This window comes from Pseudomonas turukhanskensis (assembly GCF_027922365.1).
In the GTDB taxonomy this organism is placed as follows: Bacteria; Pseudomonadota; Gammaproteobacteria; order Pseudomonadales; family Pseudomonadaceae; genus Aquipseudomonas; species Aquipseudomonas turukhanskensis.
The window spans coordinates 1-14388 of sequence record NZ_BSFN01000040.1; the positions used below are offsets into that span (position 1 = coordinate 1).

Consider the following 14388-nt stretch of genomic DNA (forward strand, 5'->3'; position numbering starts at 1 on the left):
TTCGCCATTTTCTTTCATCCATTGAAAAAACAATGAATTGGTTACAAGAACTCGCGAAGCTTAGCGTACGATTTTTTCCGAATTCTCTATCGTCCCCCTAATGCGAATGCGACTAGGGCGGTGATGTGGGTGTCGCTGACGATGGTTACGCTCATGATGTATTTCCTTCGCAGAACCCCGGCGCGGTTGCCGCCGCTGATGCCGGGGTTATTGGGTTTATCGCGGGTTACATTCGAAACAAGTGCAGGCCATGCCTTCTTGCTTGAGCTGGCCACCCCGGGCATATGCCTCGGAGTAGGCCGCGTAACTGACGCGATTTTCGGTGTAGATCCGCAAGGAGGTCTTGGTGTCGCCGTGGTATCCGGCGACCTTGATTAGTGCAATTGCATCTTTGCGGGTCATGTTCATGGCCTTTGCAGGTGGGAGCGGCGAGCCGCTCCCGGTCTGGTTAGGCGGTCGCTACTTGCGCCGCGAGAAGTTTCGGCGCAGCTGCGCGAACGATGGCAACAGCATCGGCGTGCGACATGGTGTATTCAGCCGAGAAACGGAAATAGTGGCGACCGAGTCGAACATAGATCCGGGTGACTCGCCCATTTGTGCGCTCGCTCATTTTGAATGATGAAGCGTCGCAGTCATGAACCCAGCCCATGGGCGGGAGCATGTTGAGCGCATCGTCGTAGGCTTCTGCATCGATCAGGATGGGTGCCTCTTTGCTGAGCGCTTCGATCTTGGCGACAGCTTCATCACTGGTGATGATTTCCATGCCCGGATAACGGCCGGCGAGCTTTTCAAGGTTGGCCCCGCATTGGTCAACCCATTCGCCCGAGGCGGATTTTTCGGCGTAGGCCCAGACCCAGTGTTGGCCCGGCTGGTAGAACACGTGCTCGGTGGTAGTAGTCATGATGTTGCCTCTGTCGCAGATGGCCCCGGAGCGGTTGCCGCCGCGTATTCCGGGGTGTCGAGGCAGTATTGCTTCGACGTGGTTATTATCTCAAACCACGTCTTTACCGTCAACTGTTTGTAAAATCTAATTTTACAGTATACTAATATCCATTAGGCAACTTTGGGTAGGCTTTCCATATCCTGACCATGAAGGGACGATCCCAGTGATTGCATCCTGAATGTTGCATGGCTTCGGGTTCTGCTACCCCTTCAGCGATAAGTCCTGGGCAACCTGTATGTGCCTGGTGAGGCGTTTGCCGTCCAGACTTACAAGCAGCCCTATTAGCACTGTGATAATTGGGATAGCAAACCAGATGATCTTCAACGACATAATGCCTACTCCATTCCCCTACTTTCTCGCATGCGAGAAACCAAATTTAGAACATCCCTTAGCGTAAAGCCCCGCTTTAGCGGGGCCTTACCGTTTACTCCTGATCCCTTCTTACTTCGTCCATGCATTCACATTCAGCCTGCTCAGCCTCTGCGATTGTCTCATCATCGATCTTGATCCGGCGAACCCACAGCGCTTGCTGAAACGCGAGTTTGTCAGCGCCTTCGAGCTTATCCAGTTCATTGCGAAGGCCGCGAAGCAAGATGGCCTCGTACAACTCAAAGTAACAGCCACAGCAACGGCTAGCCTCCTTCTGGTTTGCGTCGATGACTGCTGCGGGATCGTAGTCGGATGCTGGAGCATCACCGTTAGGGCGACCGTTCCAAAAGGCGAAAAGGTCATGATGGGAAAGGAAGTTTTCAACGCTGGTGATCTGAGCTGCATTAGGCTCCAAACCCAATCACCCACTTGAAGCCTGACGGCAAATCATGATTCCGATGCGTCTTGATCGCGTTGGAGCCGGTGATGAGCAAGCTGTTTTGGCTGTCAGATGATCAATGGGCGGCAGTCGAGCCGCATCTGCCGAGGAACCAGGCAGGCGCTCGGCGGGTCGATGATCGCCGGGTGATCTCGGGCATCATTCATGTGTTGAAGATCGGCTGTCGTTGGCAGGATTGCCCCGCCGAATACGGCCCGTCCACGACCGTCTACAACCGGTTCAATCGCTGGTCCCACAAACGGTTCTGGTTGAAGCTGCTGGAGGCGCTGGCCGATGCGGGCGCGGTCACTCGCAGCACCTCGATCGACTCGACCTACGTCAAGGCGCAACGCTCGGCCTTCGGCGGAAAAGGGGGGGCCCGGACGCAGGGCACGCCGGTCTGGCGCTCCAGGCGAGGGCCGGCCGGACCGGCCTCAAATGCCCGCAGCCAGGGAGCGAACAGCCGGCTGCGGAACAGCGCCATCCCGAACAGCACCATCACTGCGCCGAAGTGGATGAAGCGGCACAGGATCAATCCTTCGTGCATGGCGTTACGGCGTCACCTGAAAACGGTACGTGCCCTCGCTCTTGTGAGTGTCCACCGACACGGCATGCCATTCCACTTTGTACTTGCCCGGCACCATCGGTACGGCGGGGGTCACGATGAGGATTTTTTTGTCCGCAGGGTCGGTTTCCACGTTGCGTGTCTGGATGATTTCTGTCGGCGCGTCGGCCGCGTCCAGGCTGATCACGACCTTGGTGAATTTGTCCTCGACGCCTTCGGAAAACGTCAGGCGCAGCTCCTTGGGCGCGCTGACTTCGCTGTCGGCAGCCGGTTGCTGGCTATCAAGGTGGGCGTGGGCGAAGGCAGCGGTGGAAGTCAGACAGGCCAGCAGGGAGAGGCAGGAGAGGGCGTGCTTGAAACGTTGGGCAGACATCAGCGGGACCTTTGGTTTGGCGGCAGCGATTTGCAGCGGATGGATGACGGAGTCAGCGACGGCCGACTCGCGATAATGGATCGCTACTAGAGCAGAAAGTGCTGATGGACTCCAGCGAATGTGCCGGATGCGGCGCGGGCGTACGGAGCGGGTCGGGGCTTGAAACCGCCGCAGGGCAGAGAATTTCAAGGCTGCGCCGCCGGCGACGCAGGCTTGGGAGAGAGGCAGGAAGACGCGCGTGGCAGGCTGGTTTGGCAACCTTACGTGGCAATCCGGTTGGGCCCCTGTGGGGTAACCCGGCACGGAGCCGGGCCTCTTGAGTCAGACCTTGAAGAAGCTGACACGCTCGGTGAGCACGTCGGCCAGGGTCGACAGCTCGCGGCTGGAGCGCGCGACCTGGTTGGAGCCGACTGCGGTTTCCAGCGCCGAATCGTGGATGCGATTGATGTTGACGCTGACGTCGTCGGCCACCGCCCGTTGCTGCGCGGCGGCACTGGCGATCTGCGCGTTCATGTCGTTCAGTGCACCGACCTCATGGCGGATCTTCACCAGTGCCGTCTGCGCCTCGTGCGTCTGCTCGACGGTACGCTGGGCCATCTCGCGGCTTTCGCGCATCAAATCGGCGGTCTTCACCGCGCCAGTCTGCAGCTGGCCGACCATCTCGCGAATCTCCTGGGTCGATTCCTGGGTACGGTTGGCGAGCGAGCGCACCTCGTCGGCCACCACGGCAAAACCGCGGCCTGCTTCACCGGCGCGTGCCGCTTCAATGGCCGCGTTGAGCGCCAGGAGATTGGTGCGTTCAGCGATCGAGTTGATCACCGCCACAACATTTTCAATCGCCCGGCTGTCGCTGGAAACCTGGCTCACGGAATCGGCGGCGCTTTCCAGCTTGCGTGCCAGCAGGTCCATGGCCTGGGCCGTGCCCTCGACCATGCGCTTGCCATTCTCGACTTCCTCATCGGCCGTCTGTGTGGCGTTGGCGGCCTGGCTGGCATAGCCCGCAACTTCCTTAACGGTGCTGGCCATCTGGTTGATCGCGGTGGCCATCTGTTGCGTCTCGGCCGCCTGCAAGCGCATTTGCTCGCTGTTGCTGTCGGAGCTGGCCAGTAACTGCGCGGATGACTGGGTCAAGGCGACCGCTGCCGAGCGCACGTCGGTGATGGTGGCCGACAAGTGCAGGTTGGTGGCCTTCAGCGCACCCATCACGCTGTCGGGGTAGGCCGTTTCGATGGTGTGCGTCAGCTCGCCCTCAGCCAGACGGCGGATCGAGGTCGCGACCTGGTGGGGCTCGGCGCCGAGCGTCGATTTGATGCTGCGGATGATCAGCAGTGAGGCCAGGATACCCAACACGACCGCAATACCGGTGGCCAGCAGCATCAGCGAGGCGAACTGCGCAGCGGTGACCCGCACCGTGCTGATCCGGCCGCCAATAGAGGCTTCTTCGAGATCAATGAGCGCATTGATGCGGTTGAGCCAGTCCTTGTAAGCGCCGGACACCTGCTCCATCAACAACGTCTGGGCCTGGTCGATATCGCCCTGCTGGCGCAGTTTGAGCAGTTTTTCGGTGCTTGCCAGGGCGGTGCGCTCGGCCGACTTCACGTTCGCCAGCAATTCTTGTTCGCGAGGTGAGGCGCCCTTGCTCTGGAAGATCCGGTCCATGGGCGCCGCTGATGCCTGGTAGAGGCCGTCAAGACGCTCGATGTCGCGCAAGTGCGTGGACAGACCTGCGTCGTTGCGCACCAGCACCGCATCACGCAGAGCAATGGCACGGTCGTGCACACTGCCCCGGAAATTGATGGCGTAACGCTGCTTGATGGTGGCGTCCTCGCTCACGTCTGTGAGGGTGGATTCAATCAACCTGACCCGGTTCACCCCCACCAGCGTAAGCAGGATCATGAGCGCGAGGACGAGCCCGAAGCCCAGGCCCAGACGCTTGGCTATCGAAAGATCTTTGAACATGGCGGATACCTGAGAAGGAAGTTGCGTGATATTAGAACGCTACTATGAGGAGTTTCTTATATCAAAGTTCAGTCTCGTTTGCTGGGGTATTTGCCTATCGCCGCCATAGCGACCGTTCGCACTGGTGAGTGGAATTTTCGAGCGCGTTATCTGTCTGCAGCGGCATGGACGACGGGACTTAAAAAAGCATAAAAAAAACCACCGCACTGACGTGGGGTGGCTAAAAGTCTTACCAAAGGAATGATGAAGCGGAGCATGATCCTACTCCCTGACGCTGCGGAGTCGTCAGGCAGTCGAGTCGTGTTCTTCATCGCCGACGACGGTAACACTGGCTGAAAGTTTTCAATTATTACGAAGATCGATAGTGACTATCACGCCCGGTTTGGATGACTGCCGACCATACGGTGCTAAAAGACTGCCGCCGCTGTTGAGCGGATGCAGGTTTGTTTTAACGTGAGGAAATAAATAACCCGCGCTTGCGCCTGGAACACTAAAAAAGGCAGCGTCCCGCGCTTTGGCCGTCCATTGCAGCCTTGATCTGCCAAACGCCCCGCCAGGCTTTGGAGCTTTCTGTGAACTTGAAACAGTGACCTGCATCCAACGGGCGCGCTGGGCCTTAATCGAGACAGGGGATAACAATGACTTTCGTGAAATGGAACCTGATGACGCTGGCGGTCTCGCTGGGTGTCAGTCAAATGGCAACGGCAGGGGTTGTCGGTGATCAATCGCAGGCCAAGGGCTTCGTTGACGACAGCAGCCTGAACGTTCACCTGAAGAATTATTATTTCAACCGCGACAACAAGAACGGCAAGGACGATAGCAAGGACTGGACCCAGGGCGTGCTCGGCAACTTCAGCTCCGGTTTCACTCAGGGCACGGTGGGTTTCGGCGTAGACGCCTACGGTTATTGGGGCCTGAAGCTCGATGGCGGTGGCGGCACCACCGGCACCGGCAACCTGCCGGTGGACAGTCATGGCGATCCGCAGGATGAATACGGCACGGCAGGCGGCGCGCTGAAAATGCGGATATCGAAAACCGAACTGCGCTACGGCAACCTGCAGCCAGAGGCGCCGGTGTTCGCGGCGGGCGGTTCCCGTTTATTTCCGCAAACGGCGACCGGCTTCAACCTGCTCAGTAGCGACATCGCCAATCTGGAACTGGACGGCGGCCACTTCACCGGCAGCAACGGCCCGGTGACCACCAACAACGATCATGGCATCTGGGCGTCGTACGCCGTCCGGACATGACGGCGACGAGCTTATTGTACTAACAAACCGCTCGGTCCGCTCGGCGGGGGCAGATCAGATCCGCACGTCAGCCGTGCGGGCGCATAACCACCTTAATGACGCCTTCTTCCTTGTCCCGAAACTTGGCGTACATTTCCGGCGCGTCCTCGAGGCTTGCCGGGTGGGTAATCACGAAACTGGGATCGATTGCACCGGCTACGATCTTCTCCAGCAACGGCTTGGTGTAGCGCTGGACGTGGGTCTGACCGAGTTTGATCGTCAGTCCCTTGTTCATTGCCGCCCCGAGTGGGAGCTTGTCGGCCACGCCGACATATACGCCAGGGACGGACACCGTGCCTCCCTTGCGACAATTCATGATGGCTTGGCGCAGCACATGCACCCGATCAGTGGCGAGCATCAAGCTCGCCTTGACCTTGTCCATCACCGCGTCGGCCGCGCCGTGACCTGCCGCCTCGCAGCCGACCGCATCGATGCAGCTGTCCGGGCCACGTCCCTTGGTCCGCGCCTGCAATTCGTCATAGACATCGGTCTCGGCGAAGTTGATCGTCTCGGCGCCGCCCGCCTCGGCCATGGCGAGCCGCTCGGGCACCTCGTCGATCGCGATCACCCGGCCCGCGCCCATCATCAGGGCCGATCGGATGGCGAACTGACCGACTGGGCCGCAACCCCAGATCGCGACGGTGTCGCCGGGCTCGATCTGTGCGTTCTCGGCGGCCATGTAGCCGGTCGGAAATATGTCGGATAGAAACAGCGCCTGCTCATCCGTAATGTTGTCGGGGATTTTGATCGGACCGAAGTCGGCCATCGGCACGCGCAGATATTCCGCCTGACCGCCGCAGTAGCCGCCCATCATGTGGCTGAAGCCGAACAACCCTGCGGGCGAATGGCCCATGGCCTTTGCTGCCATCTCGGCGTTCGGATTCGTCCGGTCGCAAGCTGCAAACAAGCCTTTCTTACAGAACCAGCAATCGCCGCAGCTGATCGTGAAGGGTACGACGACACGATCGCCGATCTTCAGGTTCGTCACTTCGGAACCGAGCGCCACGACCTCCCCCATATTCTCGTGGCCGAGGATATCACCTGCCTTCATCGTAGGCTGGTAACCATCGAGCAGGTGAAGGTCGGACCCGCAAATGGCGCATGCCGTGACCTTGATGATGGCATCACGGGGGTGCTTGATCTCGGGATCCGCGACGGTGTCGACGCGAACGTCACCCTTACCGTGCCAACACAGTGCGCGCATAATTCTCTCCATTCAGAAAACCGGTCCAACCGGCGGACCATTCCGAAGACCTTAACGCGCTTGCGCGTGATCGGGTCCCCCCTTTTTGCGCCGCCGGAGCACCGGTGCGCTTTCACATAGCTGCTGTCGATCTGGCCAGTCTAGGCGCTCCACCCTTCCTCGGTCAAGGCCGCCAGGATACAGTTCACGCCGCGTCGGCTCCAGCGGTTCCAGCGATTGTAGATGGTCGTCGAGGGATCATACTCGCTCGGGCAGTCGGCTCAGCGACCGCCGCACTTCAGGATGTGCACGATACCCGATATCACCCGTCGGTCATCGACCCGCCGGGCCCCCGGCTGGTTCTTCGGCAAGTGCGGCTCGATCGCCGCCCACGCCGCATCCGACAACCAAAACAACGATCCCGCCATGCCCAGACCCTCCTCAACTGGAGACTCCTGAATCAGCACGCCGTTGCAGAATCAAGCTTCTGATTGGGTTTGGACCCTAGACATGGTGTATCTCCTTCGCAGATTTACTGGAGCGGTTGCCGCCGCTTTGCCCAGTGTCGAGGCTGATTGCTTCGACGGGGTTAGTGTCTCATTTGCCTAGCCGAGTGTCAACTATTTGTAAAATCCAATTATACAAATAGTCTTTGCCATGGTGTGATTTATACGCTACAATGCACCTATGAAAACGATCAAACAAACCGCGACGTTTCGCACTTGGGAAAGCAAGCTCAAAGACCGGACCGCAAAGGCCGCGATTGCCGCTCGGATCATCCGGGTAGCAAACGGACTGATGGGGGATGTTTCCCCAGTTGGTCAAGGCGTTAGCGAGTTGCGTATTCACTATGGGCCGGGGTATCGGGTGTATTTTCAGCACCGCGACGATGAGCTGGTAATTTTGCTGTGCGGAGGCGATAAGGCCACGCAATCCCGCGATATTGAGACGGCCAAAATCCTTGCAAAAGATTGGAGCGACAATGAATGAAAGAGCCACTTTATGACTACGACCCAGCGGCGGCGCTGGTTGATCCTGAAACCATTGCCGTGTTCATGGCTGACGCCTTTGAAACTGGTGACGCGGGCCACATCGCTAAAGCGCTCGGCATAGTTGCCAGAGCCAAGGGCATGACCGAAATTGCCAAGGAATCCGGCCTGTCCCGCGAGATGCTTTATCGGTCATTCAGCGAGAAAGGGAACCCCACGCTGAAAACCATGTTGGCCGTGATGCGCGCCGTTGGTGTGGATATGACAGCCCGTCAGCACGCCCCTTCCTGATCAGGTTTTGAGCCGGTGTGCTTGACGCCGCTGGCTTTCTGATCTGCTCCGAGTGCTGAGCGTTAGAGCGGGAAATAAACGCTTTTGACAGCGCTCGCGCAGCGAGCCTCAAAACCCTTCGCCCTGGAGCGCGCTGCCGGTGGTGGATCTGCTCGTCGGCTTCGGTTGGTCGCGGTAAGCCCGTTCTATCCAGAGACGGGCCGCGTGCAAGGTGACGTGGAATACCGCAGGGCAGTTTCACCGCCCGAGGATATGCCGCGAAAGCACCTTGCAGGCAAGGCACGGCGGCGGATAGAACATCGGGGCGTGCGCGACCAAACGATGACGGCGGGCCACCTGGTAACTCGCGGATGGGTGGGCAAACCGTCCTGCAGGACGGTGCGCAGGTCGCTTGCGACCGGAGGCAAGCGGAGCGCGCAGCCCGTTTACGGGCGAAGGCGTGAGGATGGAAGCCCGAAGGGCCAAGACCCGGCGCGCTCTTGGCCGGGGCTTGGTTCACGACAGCCGCTGAGGCGCAGCCGAGCACGCCAAGGGATCATTAAAGGGGCAGCCATTTAGTGAGCCATGCGTGATTCAACGGGCTGCAAGACCGCACTGCAACACAGCCTGATTTCCCTTCCAAAGCAACAACCGCCGTATGACCTTCAAGAATGTAGGCAGGACCGCTGACGCTATGGCGTTCCGGATCTGCATCAGGAAAGGGAACGTAAATGACCAGATCACCTGGCTTGACGTGACCGTTCCAAAGCCTGATTTCCCGTTGGGCCAAACGGTTTTGGCTTAAGCCCCATTTCCTATAATCCGCAGTTTCTTGGCAGGCCGGGCATTTCCATATGTAGGTGATCGACTCATCATCATCCGGTGTTTCCAGTAGATTTAAATCAGCCTCATTCGACGCAGCAAAGCAAACCGGGCAAATGGCTGTGCCCGACTGGGGGAAGATCCCAGCTTGTAGGCGCAACTCTTCATCGACAGCGGCACTCAGGTTTTTTGAAAACTCTTTAAGGCGCTTTAGCTCAGGCGTGCTGATGTAACTGAGATTCATCCAGATGCCAACCGGTGGTCGCTCAAGATCGTCAAGTAGATCTTCTAAGGTTTCCTCAGCGTTTATTTCCGGATCCGGGGTATTGATCAGCGGTTCCATTGCGAGCCCTGCCCATGTGTAGTTAGTCGGAAGTAATCTTACTTCGATTTTGGCTGGTCATAAGGTGCAGCCATCTGGCGCACCTTCTCTGCCAGCTCGGGCGGGAGCCAGACCATGACCGGTACAAGTTCCTCCGCGTCGTGTTGTTGCAAGATTCCGCGGACGCGCTTCACTGCTGCATAAACGAGCTGTCGTGAATCGCCAGTCTTCTTGGCCAAGTCCGAGGGGCGAACCCCGTCGACCAAAACCGCACGGGCCAGCTCGACGGTTCCGATGTTCAAGCCGCGAAAGGCGTCCTTGAACTCGTCCCACTGTTCGGCGGTGTATTTTGGTTGCTGCATTCAAGCTCTCCTAGATGGGGTGGGTGCGCGTCTTGTAGTCGCTTTCCTTTCTTGATGTCGTCCCACTCGTACGTTTCAGAACGGGGGTTATTCACTTGATTATTGGGCATTGCCCCACTCCCGGCATGATCAAATCGTAGTAGCGCCTGTGCGGCTCTGTGAGAGCCTTTCTACGATGACCTGGTGCGGAAGGTTGGCCAAACCAAGGAACGTCCAATACCGACCGTCCCAGTGCGCAAAAATACGGGTCACGTTCCCGACTTCGCAGCACTCAAGTTTGAATGAATCACACTGCTCGTCGGCTGCGAAGTCGGACACCGCAAGGTGACTGAATGCGTAATCGTATCGGGCAGCGGTTGTTTTAGTTGGCCGGGTTCCGTGGGTGGCCTCTTGATCGAGCAAAAATGCTTCCTCGTTGCCAAGTACCGCGCCGGGGTGGCTGATCTGTAGTTCAGGCAGCATCAGCAACCGGCAGCGGGTGGCCCATTTGCCGGGGGCAATTTCCCGGGCGTAGTCAATGATCGAGGTTTGGCCGGGTACATAGAAAACTTTAGACATGGCTGAATCTCCTACCGCAACAGGTTCCGGGCGCTATAAGCGCCCGGTGTTGGTGGTTACGCTGCTTGCTGGCCAGCGCGCAGCGCCTCGGCCATGGCCCACAGGGCGCGATTGAGTTTCACGTCCTGATCAATGCCGTTCACTTGACGGGTAGTGGTGCGGCGGCCTTGTTTGTTACGGCCACGCAATCCGCCTCGGATGGTGTTTTCCTGAATGCGGTTGAAGGTCGTCCAGAGGTCGTCGGAACGATCCTCGGAACGGCGAGCTGAAAGCAGTTGGCTGGCTGTGACCGGGGCGGGGCCTTCGCGTACATCGTAGCGATAGGCAAGCGCGCCTTGAGCTAAGGCCAGTTGCTCGAACTCGCGCAGCTTCGTTTGCTTCATGATGTCGCGCTGTTCTTCGATGGCGTCAAACTGGTTCAGCACTTCATAAGCGCCTTCGATGACTTCGCCTACGATGTCAGCGCTGCCCATGTGGCGCACTTTCTGATCCATGGTCGCATCGCCCAGGACAAGACCATTGGCGCACACAAAGCGAAAGCAACCGGCCATCATTTGATAACTGCTAGTGCCATCATGGCTGTTCAGCAGAATGATTTCGTTAGCCTCTTTGCTCATGATCTGGTCAGCATGGCGCAGGCGAATCATGTGCTTTGTGTGGTCGCGCTTTTCTTCATTGCGTACGCGGGTTTGGCAAGCCATGAAAGGCAGGAAACCTTCGCGGCGCAGGCTTTCCAGCACGTCAACGGTAGGGATGTACAGATAACGATCGGAGCGGCTTTGGTGGGCTTCGTTAGCGAAGATCGACGGCGCAACGCGGGCGATTTCGTCGTTAGTCAGAGGTACGTCGCTGCGGATCATTTGCGGGTTACGGAAATTGCTGGATAGACGCATTTTGAAACTCCTTCGCAGATTTCCCCGAGGCGGTTGCCGCCGCCTGTTTCGGGGTGTCTTAGCGGTATTGCTTCGACGTGGTTAGTATCTCAAATCCCGCCGAAGTCGTCAACCTTTTGTAAAATCTAATTTGTCTAAATGGCTAATTAATAATGCTTTCTCGCACGCGAGAATTCCGCTTTTTCCTTGACACCGAGTCTGTGCTGATCTGCTCCGAGTGCTGAGCGTTAGAGCGGGAAATAAACGCTTTTGACAGCGCTCGCGCAGCGAGCCTCAAAACCCTTCGCCCTGGAGCGCGCTGCCGGTGGTGGATCTGCTCGTCGGCTTCGGTTGGTCGCGGTAAGCCCGTTCTATCCAGAGACGGGCCGCGTGCAAGGTGACGTGGAATACCGCAGGGCAGTTTCACCGCCCGAGGATATGCCGCGAAAGCACCTTGCAGGCAAGGCACGGCGGCGGATAGAACATCGGGGCGTGCGCGACCAAACGATGACGGCGGGCCACCTGGTAACTCGCGGATGGGCGGGCAAACCGTCCTGCAGGACGGTGCGCAGGTCGCTTGCGACCGGAGAAGAACAGCCAGTGCTACTCAAGTGTCTAGTGATTCTTCCCATTCAGAACCGAGTACCCAACTCAACGCTGACATCCTCCCGCTCAATAATCCCCACTCAAAATCATCCCAACCGAGATTATTTCTGCCAAATTTGGTTTCGATTCTCAAGGCTGCTTTCTTAGCTGTTGCAAGAATCTCTTCTTGGCCAGGTCTGAGAGTTTCTTGACCATCCGCCAATCTATACAACCAATTCTGGTGTCGATTCCACCAAACTTTATCCCACAGATCATTGTATTCACGAAGAATGGAAGCATCACTGCGACGCAGGATCATAGGCCACGGCTCGTCGCTCTCATCGTCCTCTGACGGGATCCACTCGACTTTGTCACCCTCATCGTTGAAACCAATGGTATGACCGTTCGGCCCTACCTCTCCAGGTCTAAGCGGCTCAATCACTTGAGCGGCATCGCGTTGGATGCCCCTCACAGGATGTAAAGCTGCGAATTCCCGATTCAGCTCGCGAATCTGAAGAACTAATTCAGGCTCAAAGCGAGTAATTTCAACTCCTGCGTCTTGTAAACGGAGCTCGCCAAGACCTCGAATTGTTTGGTTTGGATCTAGAGTCCCAATGACCACACGTTTCAGCTTCCTATCAATCACTCTGTCTGTGCACGATATTTTCGGGTGGTTACGATGTGTGCATGGCTCTAGCGTGGAGTAAATCGTCGCGCCTTCAAGGTCAACGCCCTTTAATTTCCGCTCAAGAAGGGTGTACTCCGCATGTTCACCGGTTTTGAGTTCACCCCGATATGCAGCAGCCAAAATCACACCGTCCTTAACGACGACTGCTCCAACCTTGGGAGATACTTTCCCTGATTCGCTTACACACTTAGACGCTAGTTCAATCGCAAGCTGCATAAACTCTGACTGGTCCGCTGTGTTTTTTTCATTGTCTTGCATGGCGACCCCTAGGGCGACGACAGCCCGTTGCTGTCATACCGAGAATTGATATACTACGGGCTTGCGCTCCTTCGCAGAGCCAAAGAAACCCGTTAGCCTTGCCGGGCGCGGGTTTCACCCCTCCTCTCTCTCATATCCCTTTCTGACGCCTATACACTGGCCCGAGGTCACAGCACTCAAGTGCTTCATCCAGCGTAGGAAACGTGCCTCCAGTCGGTTGGCCGATCCCAAGCGCCGCCGTCCAAGCAATGGACGTTGTACAGCTTCCCTTCCGGATATAACTTGTAAAAATGGACCTTGCTTTTGGCCAGCTTCGCGTTCAATTCATCGTCACTGATTACGAATTCGTTACCCTCTGAACGGTGATGGGATTGAACACTGCGGTCGTGTTCCTCGCTCTCTTCCCATGAATACGTTTCGATGTAAGGCAAGCCCCACCAATCTTGCGTTTCCAGTGGCTCGCGGTACTCGTTGGCAGTGTTTGAAAAATGCACGCGTAGCGTCGGATTAAAGGGGTAACCATTACCAACTGTCGATTGATTCTGTGGCCGGTGTTTAGCCAAGTAAACATCAACGTTCGTGCGTTCACTATCGAATCCGGGGATTGATCTTGTCTCTCCAGTCATTTGGAAATCCTCGTTACTGGGGTTCGTTGCTGTTCAGTTGAATTGCAGGCAGGTTTGGAAGCAATTCGTCAAAAATCTCCTGATTTGGTGGCGGCAATCCATCGCCGTGAGGCATTTGGATATCACCCTTCTCCGCTGATGGAATGCCGCGCAGATCGCCGGTACCCAAGTCAGCTTGATCAGCAGAAGAAACCAATACGCGGGCATTGAATCGGGCGTATTTGAGATTATCGCGACTATCAGCCCAAGCTATCCGGCTGTTCACGACATAGGCCAAGGCACCCCCACGGTCGCCGCCAAGCTGGATAGTTTGTATCCATGCCTGTTTGGTCAAGACACGCAGAGCGCGTTTAGTAGTGGTGGTCGAAACTCCCGATAGCTGTGCAAGCGTTGCATGACTGGCTATTAGTGCGTTGCTCTTGTCCATGTTTGCAATGAGCACATGCAGCAGCTGAGCGGCCCGAGGGGCTTCGGCAATCAGGACGGCCAGCGCTTCATGAGCTGCGCGCTCTGTCTGCACCCATGTCCCTCTAGGGGCTGGCTGATGTAAGTTGCGCACCTCTTTGTCTTCGTCTTTCATCCGGCCTCACTCATAGCTAAAGGGGGGGTAGGTCATAGCGTGACCTAGGGGTAGGTCATACCTGCTCGTTATCGAGCAAATTTGCTGGATAAGCCGCATCATATCCCACCTCTAAATACATGGGTAGATCATATTTGCTCGTTATCGAGCACGGATGGTCTAGGGGTAGGTCATGCTGTGACCTAGGGGTAGGTCATGCCTGCTTGTTATCGAGCAAAGTTTGCTTTCCAACGAGCATGGATGGGGACGATAGAGAATTCGGAAAAAATCGTACGCTAAGCTTCGCGAGTTCTTGTAACCAATTCATTGTTTTTTCAATGGATGAAAGAAAATGGCGAA

Annotated in this window: 16 protein-coding genes and 4 pseudogenes; 4 read left to right on the top strand and 16 right to left on the bottom strand. The window is 57.1% G+C overall.

The window, feature by feature from the left end:
• Positions 1 to 216: 216 nt before the first annotated feature.
• The 3 genes from PKE98_RS26595 to PKE98_RS26605 form a co-directional block, all read right to left on the bottom strand.
• On the bottom strand, positions 217 to 402 hold the full coding sequence (locus tag PKE98_RS26595; protein WP_271198509.1) for a hypothetical protein: 186 nt from the start codon (positions 400 to 402) through the stop codon (positions 217 to 219).
• 46 nt (positions 403 to 448) lie between these two features.
• A complete protein-coding gene (locus tag PKE98_RS26600; protein WP_271198510.1) occupies positions 449 to 901 on the bottom strand; it encodes a hypothetical protein in 453 nt (150 codons plus the stop codon).
• 466 nt (positions 902 to 1367) lie between these two features.
• Positions 1368 to 1727, bottom strand: coding sequence for a hypothetical protein (locus PKE98_RS26605; protein ID WP_271198511.1), 360 nt, complete (start codon positions 1725 to 1727; stop codon positions 1368 to 1370).
• 71 nt (positions 1728 to 1798) lie between these two features.
• Here PKE98_RS26605 and PKE98_RS26610 point away from each other — a divergent pair.
• Positions 1799 to 2140 (top strand): annotated as a pseudogene (locus PKE98_RS26610) (IS5 family transposase); the annotation flags it as partial.
• On the opposite strand, the gene PKE98_RS26615 reads toward PKE98_RS26610, so the two are convergent.
• The 4 genes and pseudogenes from PKE98_RS26615 to PKE98_RS27295 form a co-directional block, all read right to left on the bottom strand.
• On the bottom strand, positions 2086 to 2298 hold the full coding sequence (locus PKE98_RS26615) for a hypothetical protein (protein ID WP_271198512.1): 213 nt from the start codon (positions 2296 to 2298) through the stop codon (positions 2086 to 2088). The pseudogene PKE98_RS26610 and the gene PKE98_RS26615 sit on opposite strands and share 55 nt — an antisense overlap.
• Before the next feature lie 4 nt (positions 2299 to 2302).
• Positions 2303 to 2689 carry a copper homeostasis periplasmic binding protein CopC gene (gene copC, locus PKE98_RS26620; RefSeq protein ID WP_271198514.1) on the bottom strand — a complete coding sequence of 129 codons (387 nt, stop codon included), beginning with the start codon at positions 2687 to 2689 and terminating at the stop codon, positions 2303 to 2305.
• A 321-nt stretch (positions 2690 to 3010) separates the two neighbouring features.
• On the bottom strand, positions 3011 to 4066 hold the full coding sequence (locus tag PKE98_RS27290; RefSeq protein ID WP_373877923.1) for a methyl-accepting chemotaxis protein: 1056 nt from the start codon (positions 4064 to 4066) through the stop codon (positions 3011 to 3013).
• Positions 4067 to 4138: 72 nt separating this feature from the next.
• Positions 4139 to 4648: pseudogene (locus PKE98_RS27295) on the bottom strand (MCP four helix bundle domain-containing protein); the annotation flags it as partial.
• Between the two features lie 638 nt (positions 4649 to 5286).
• Here PKE98_RS27295 and PKE98_RS26630 point away from each other — a divergent pair.
• Positions 5287 to 5892: pseudogene (locus PKE98_RS26630) on the top strand (OprD family outer membrane porin); the annotation flags it as partial.
• Positions 5893 to 5962: 70 nt separating this feature from the next.
• On the opposite strand, the gene PKE98_RS26635 reads toward PKE98_RS26630, so the two are convergent.
• Complete coding sequence (locus tag PKE98_RS26635) at positions 5963 to 7138, bottom strand: zinc-dependent alcohol dehydrogenase (RefSeq protein ID WP_271198517.1); 1176 nt, start codon at positions 7136 to 7138, stop codon at positions 5963 to 5965.
• A gap of 77 nt (positions 7139 to 7215) precedes the next feature.
• Positions 7216 to 7545, bottom strand: a pseudogene (locus PKE98_RS26640) (transposase); the annotation flags it as partial.
• Positions 7546 to 7804: 259 nt separating this feature from the next.
• Between PKE98_RS26640 and PKE98_RS26645 the strand changes: the two are divergent.
• Together PKE98_RS26645 and PKE98_RS26650 are read left to right on the top strand one after the other, a co-directional pair.
• The gene (locus PKE98_RS26645; protein WP_271198518.1) at positions 7805 to 8107 is read left to right on the top strand and encodes a type II toxin-antitoxin system RelE/ParE family toxin; all 303 of its coding nucleotides are present in this window, start codon (positions 7805 to 7807) and stop codon (positions 8105 to 8107) included.
• Positions 8104 to 8397 (top strand): addiction module antidote protein, encoded by a 294-nt coding sequence (locus PKE98_RS26650; RefSeq protein WP_038445848.1) that lies wholly within the window; start codon positions 8104 to 8106, stop codon positions 8395 to 8397. The genes PKE98_RS26645 and PKE98_RS26650 overlap by 4 nt, the downstream gene beginning before the upstream one ends.
• A 538-nt stretch (positions 8398 to 8935) precedes the next feature.
• Here the strand turns inward: PKE98_RS26650 and PKE98_RS26655 are convergent.
• The 7 genes from PKE98_RS26655 to PKE98_RS26685 form a co-directional block, all read right to left on the bottom strand.
• Positions 8936 to 9541: a hypothetical protein gene (locus tag PKE98_RS26655; RefSeq protein ID WP_271198519.1), complete on the bottom strand. Its 606-nt coding sequence runs from the start codon at positions 9539 to 9541 to the stop codon at positions 8936 to 8938.
• A 38-nt stretch (positions 9542 to 9579) separates the two neighbouring features.
• Positions 9580 to 9882, bottom strand: coding sequence for a TrfB-related DNA-binding protein (locus PKE98_RS26660; RefSeq protein WP_038445850.1), 303 nt, complete (start codon positions 9880 to 9882; stop codon positions 9580 to 9582).
• A gap of 129 nt (positions 9883 to 10011) precedes the next feature.
• Complete coding sequence (locus PKE98_RS26665) at positions 10012 to 10440, bottom strand: hypothetical protein (RefSeq protein WP_271198520.1); 429 nt, start codon at positions 10438 to 10440, stop codon at positions 10012 to 10014.
• 56 nt (positions 10441 to 10496) lie between these two features.
• Positions 10497 to 11333, bottom strand: coding sequence for a DUF932 domain-containing protein (locus PKE98_RS26670; protein ID WP_038445853.1), 837 nt, complete (start codon positions 11331 to 11333; stop codon positions 10497 to 10499).
• Between the two features lie 586 nt (positions 11334 to 11919).
• Complete coding sequence (locus PKE98_RS26675; protein WP_271198521.1) at positions 11920 to 12843, bottom strand: deaminase; 924 nt, start codon at positions 12841 to 12843, stop codon at positions 11920 to 11922.
• A gap of 185 nt (positions 12844 to 13028) precedes the next feature.
• Complete coding sequence (locus PKE98_RS26680; protein WP_271198522.1) at positions 13029 to 13469, bottom strand: hypothetical protein; 441 nt, start codon at positions 13467 to 13469, stop codon at positions 13029 to 13031.
• A gap of 13 nt (positions 13470 to 13482) precedes the next feature.
• Positions 13483 to 14049, bottom strand: coding sequence for a hypothetical protein (locus PKE98_RS26685; protein ID WP_271198523.1), 567 nt, complete (start codon positions 14047 to 14049; stop codon positions 13483 to 13485).
• Positions 14050 to 14388 lie beyond the last annotated feature (339 nt).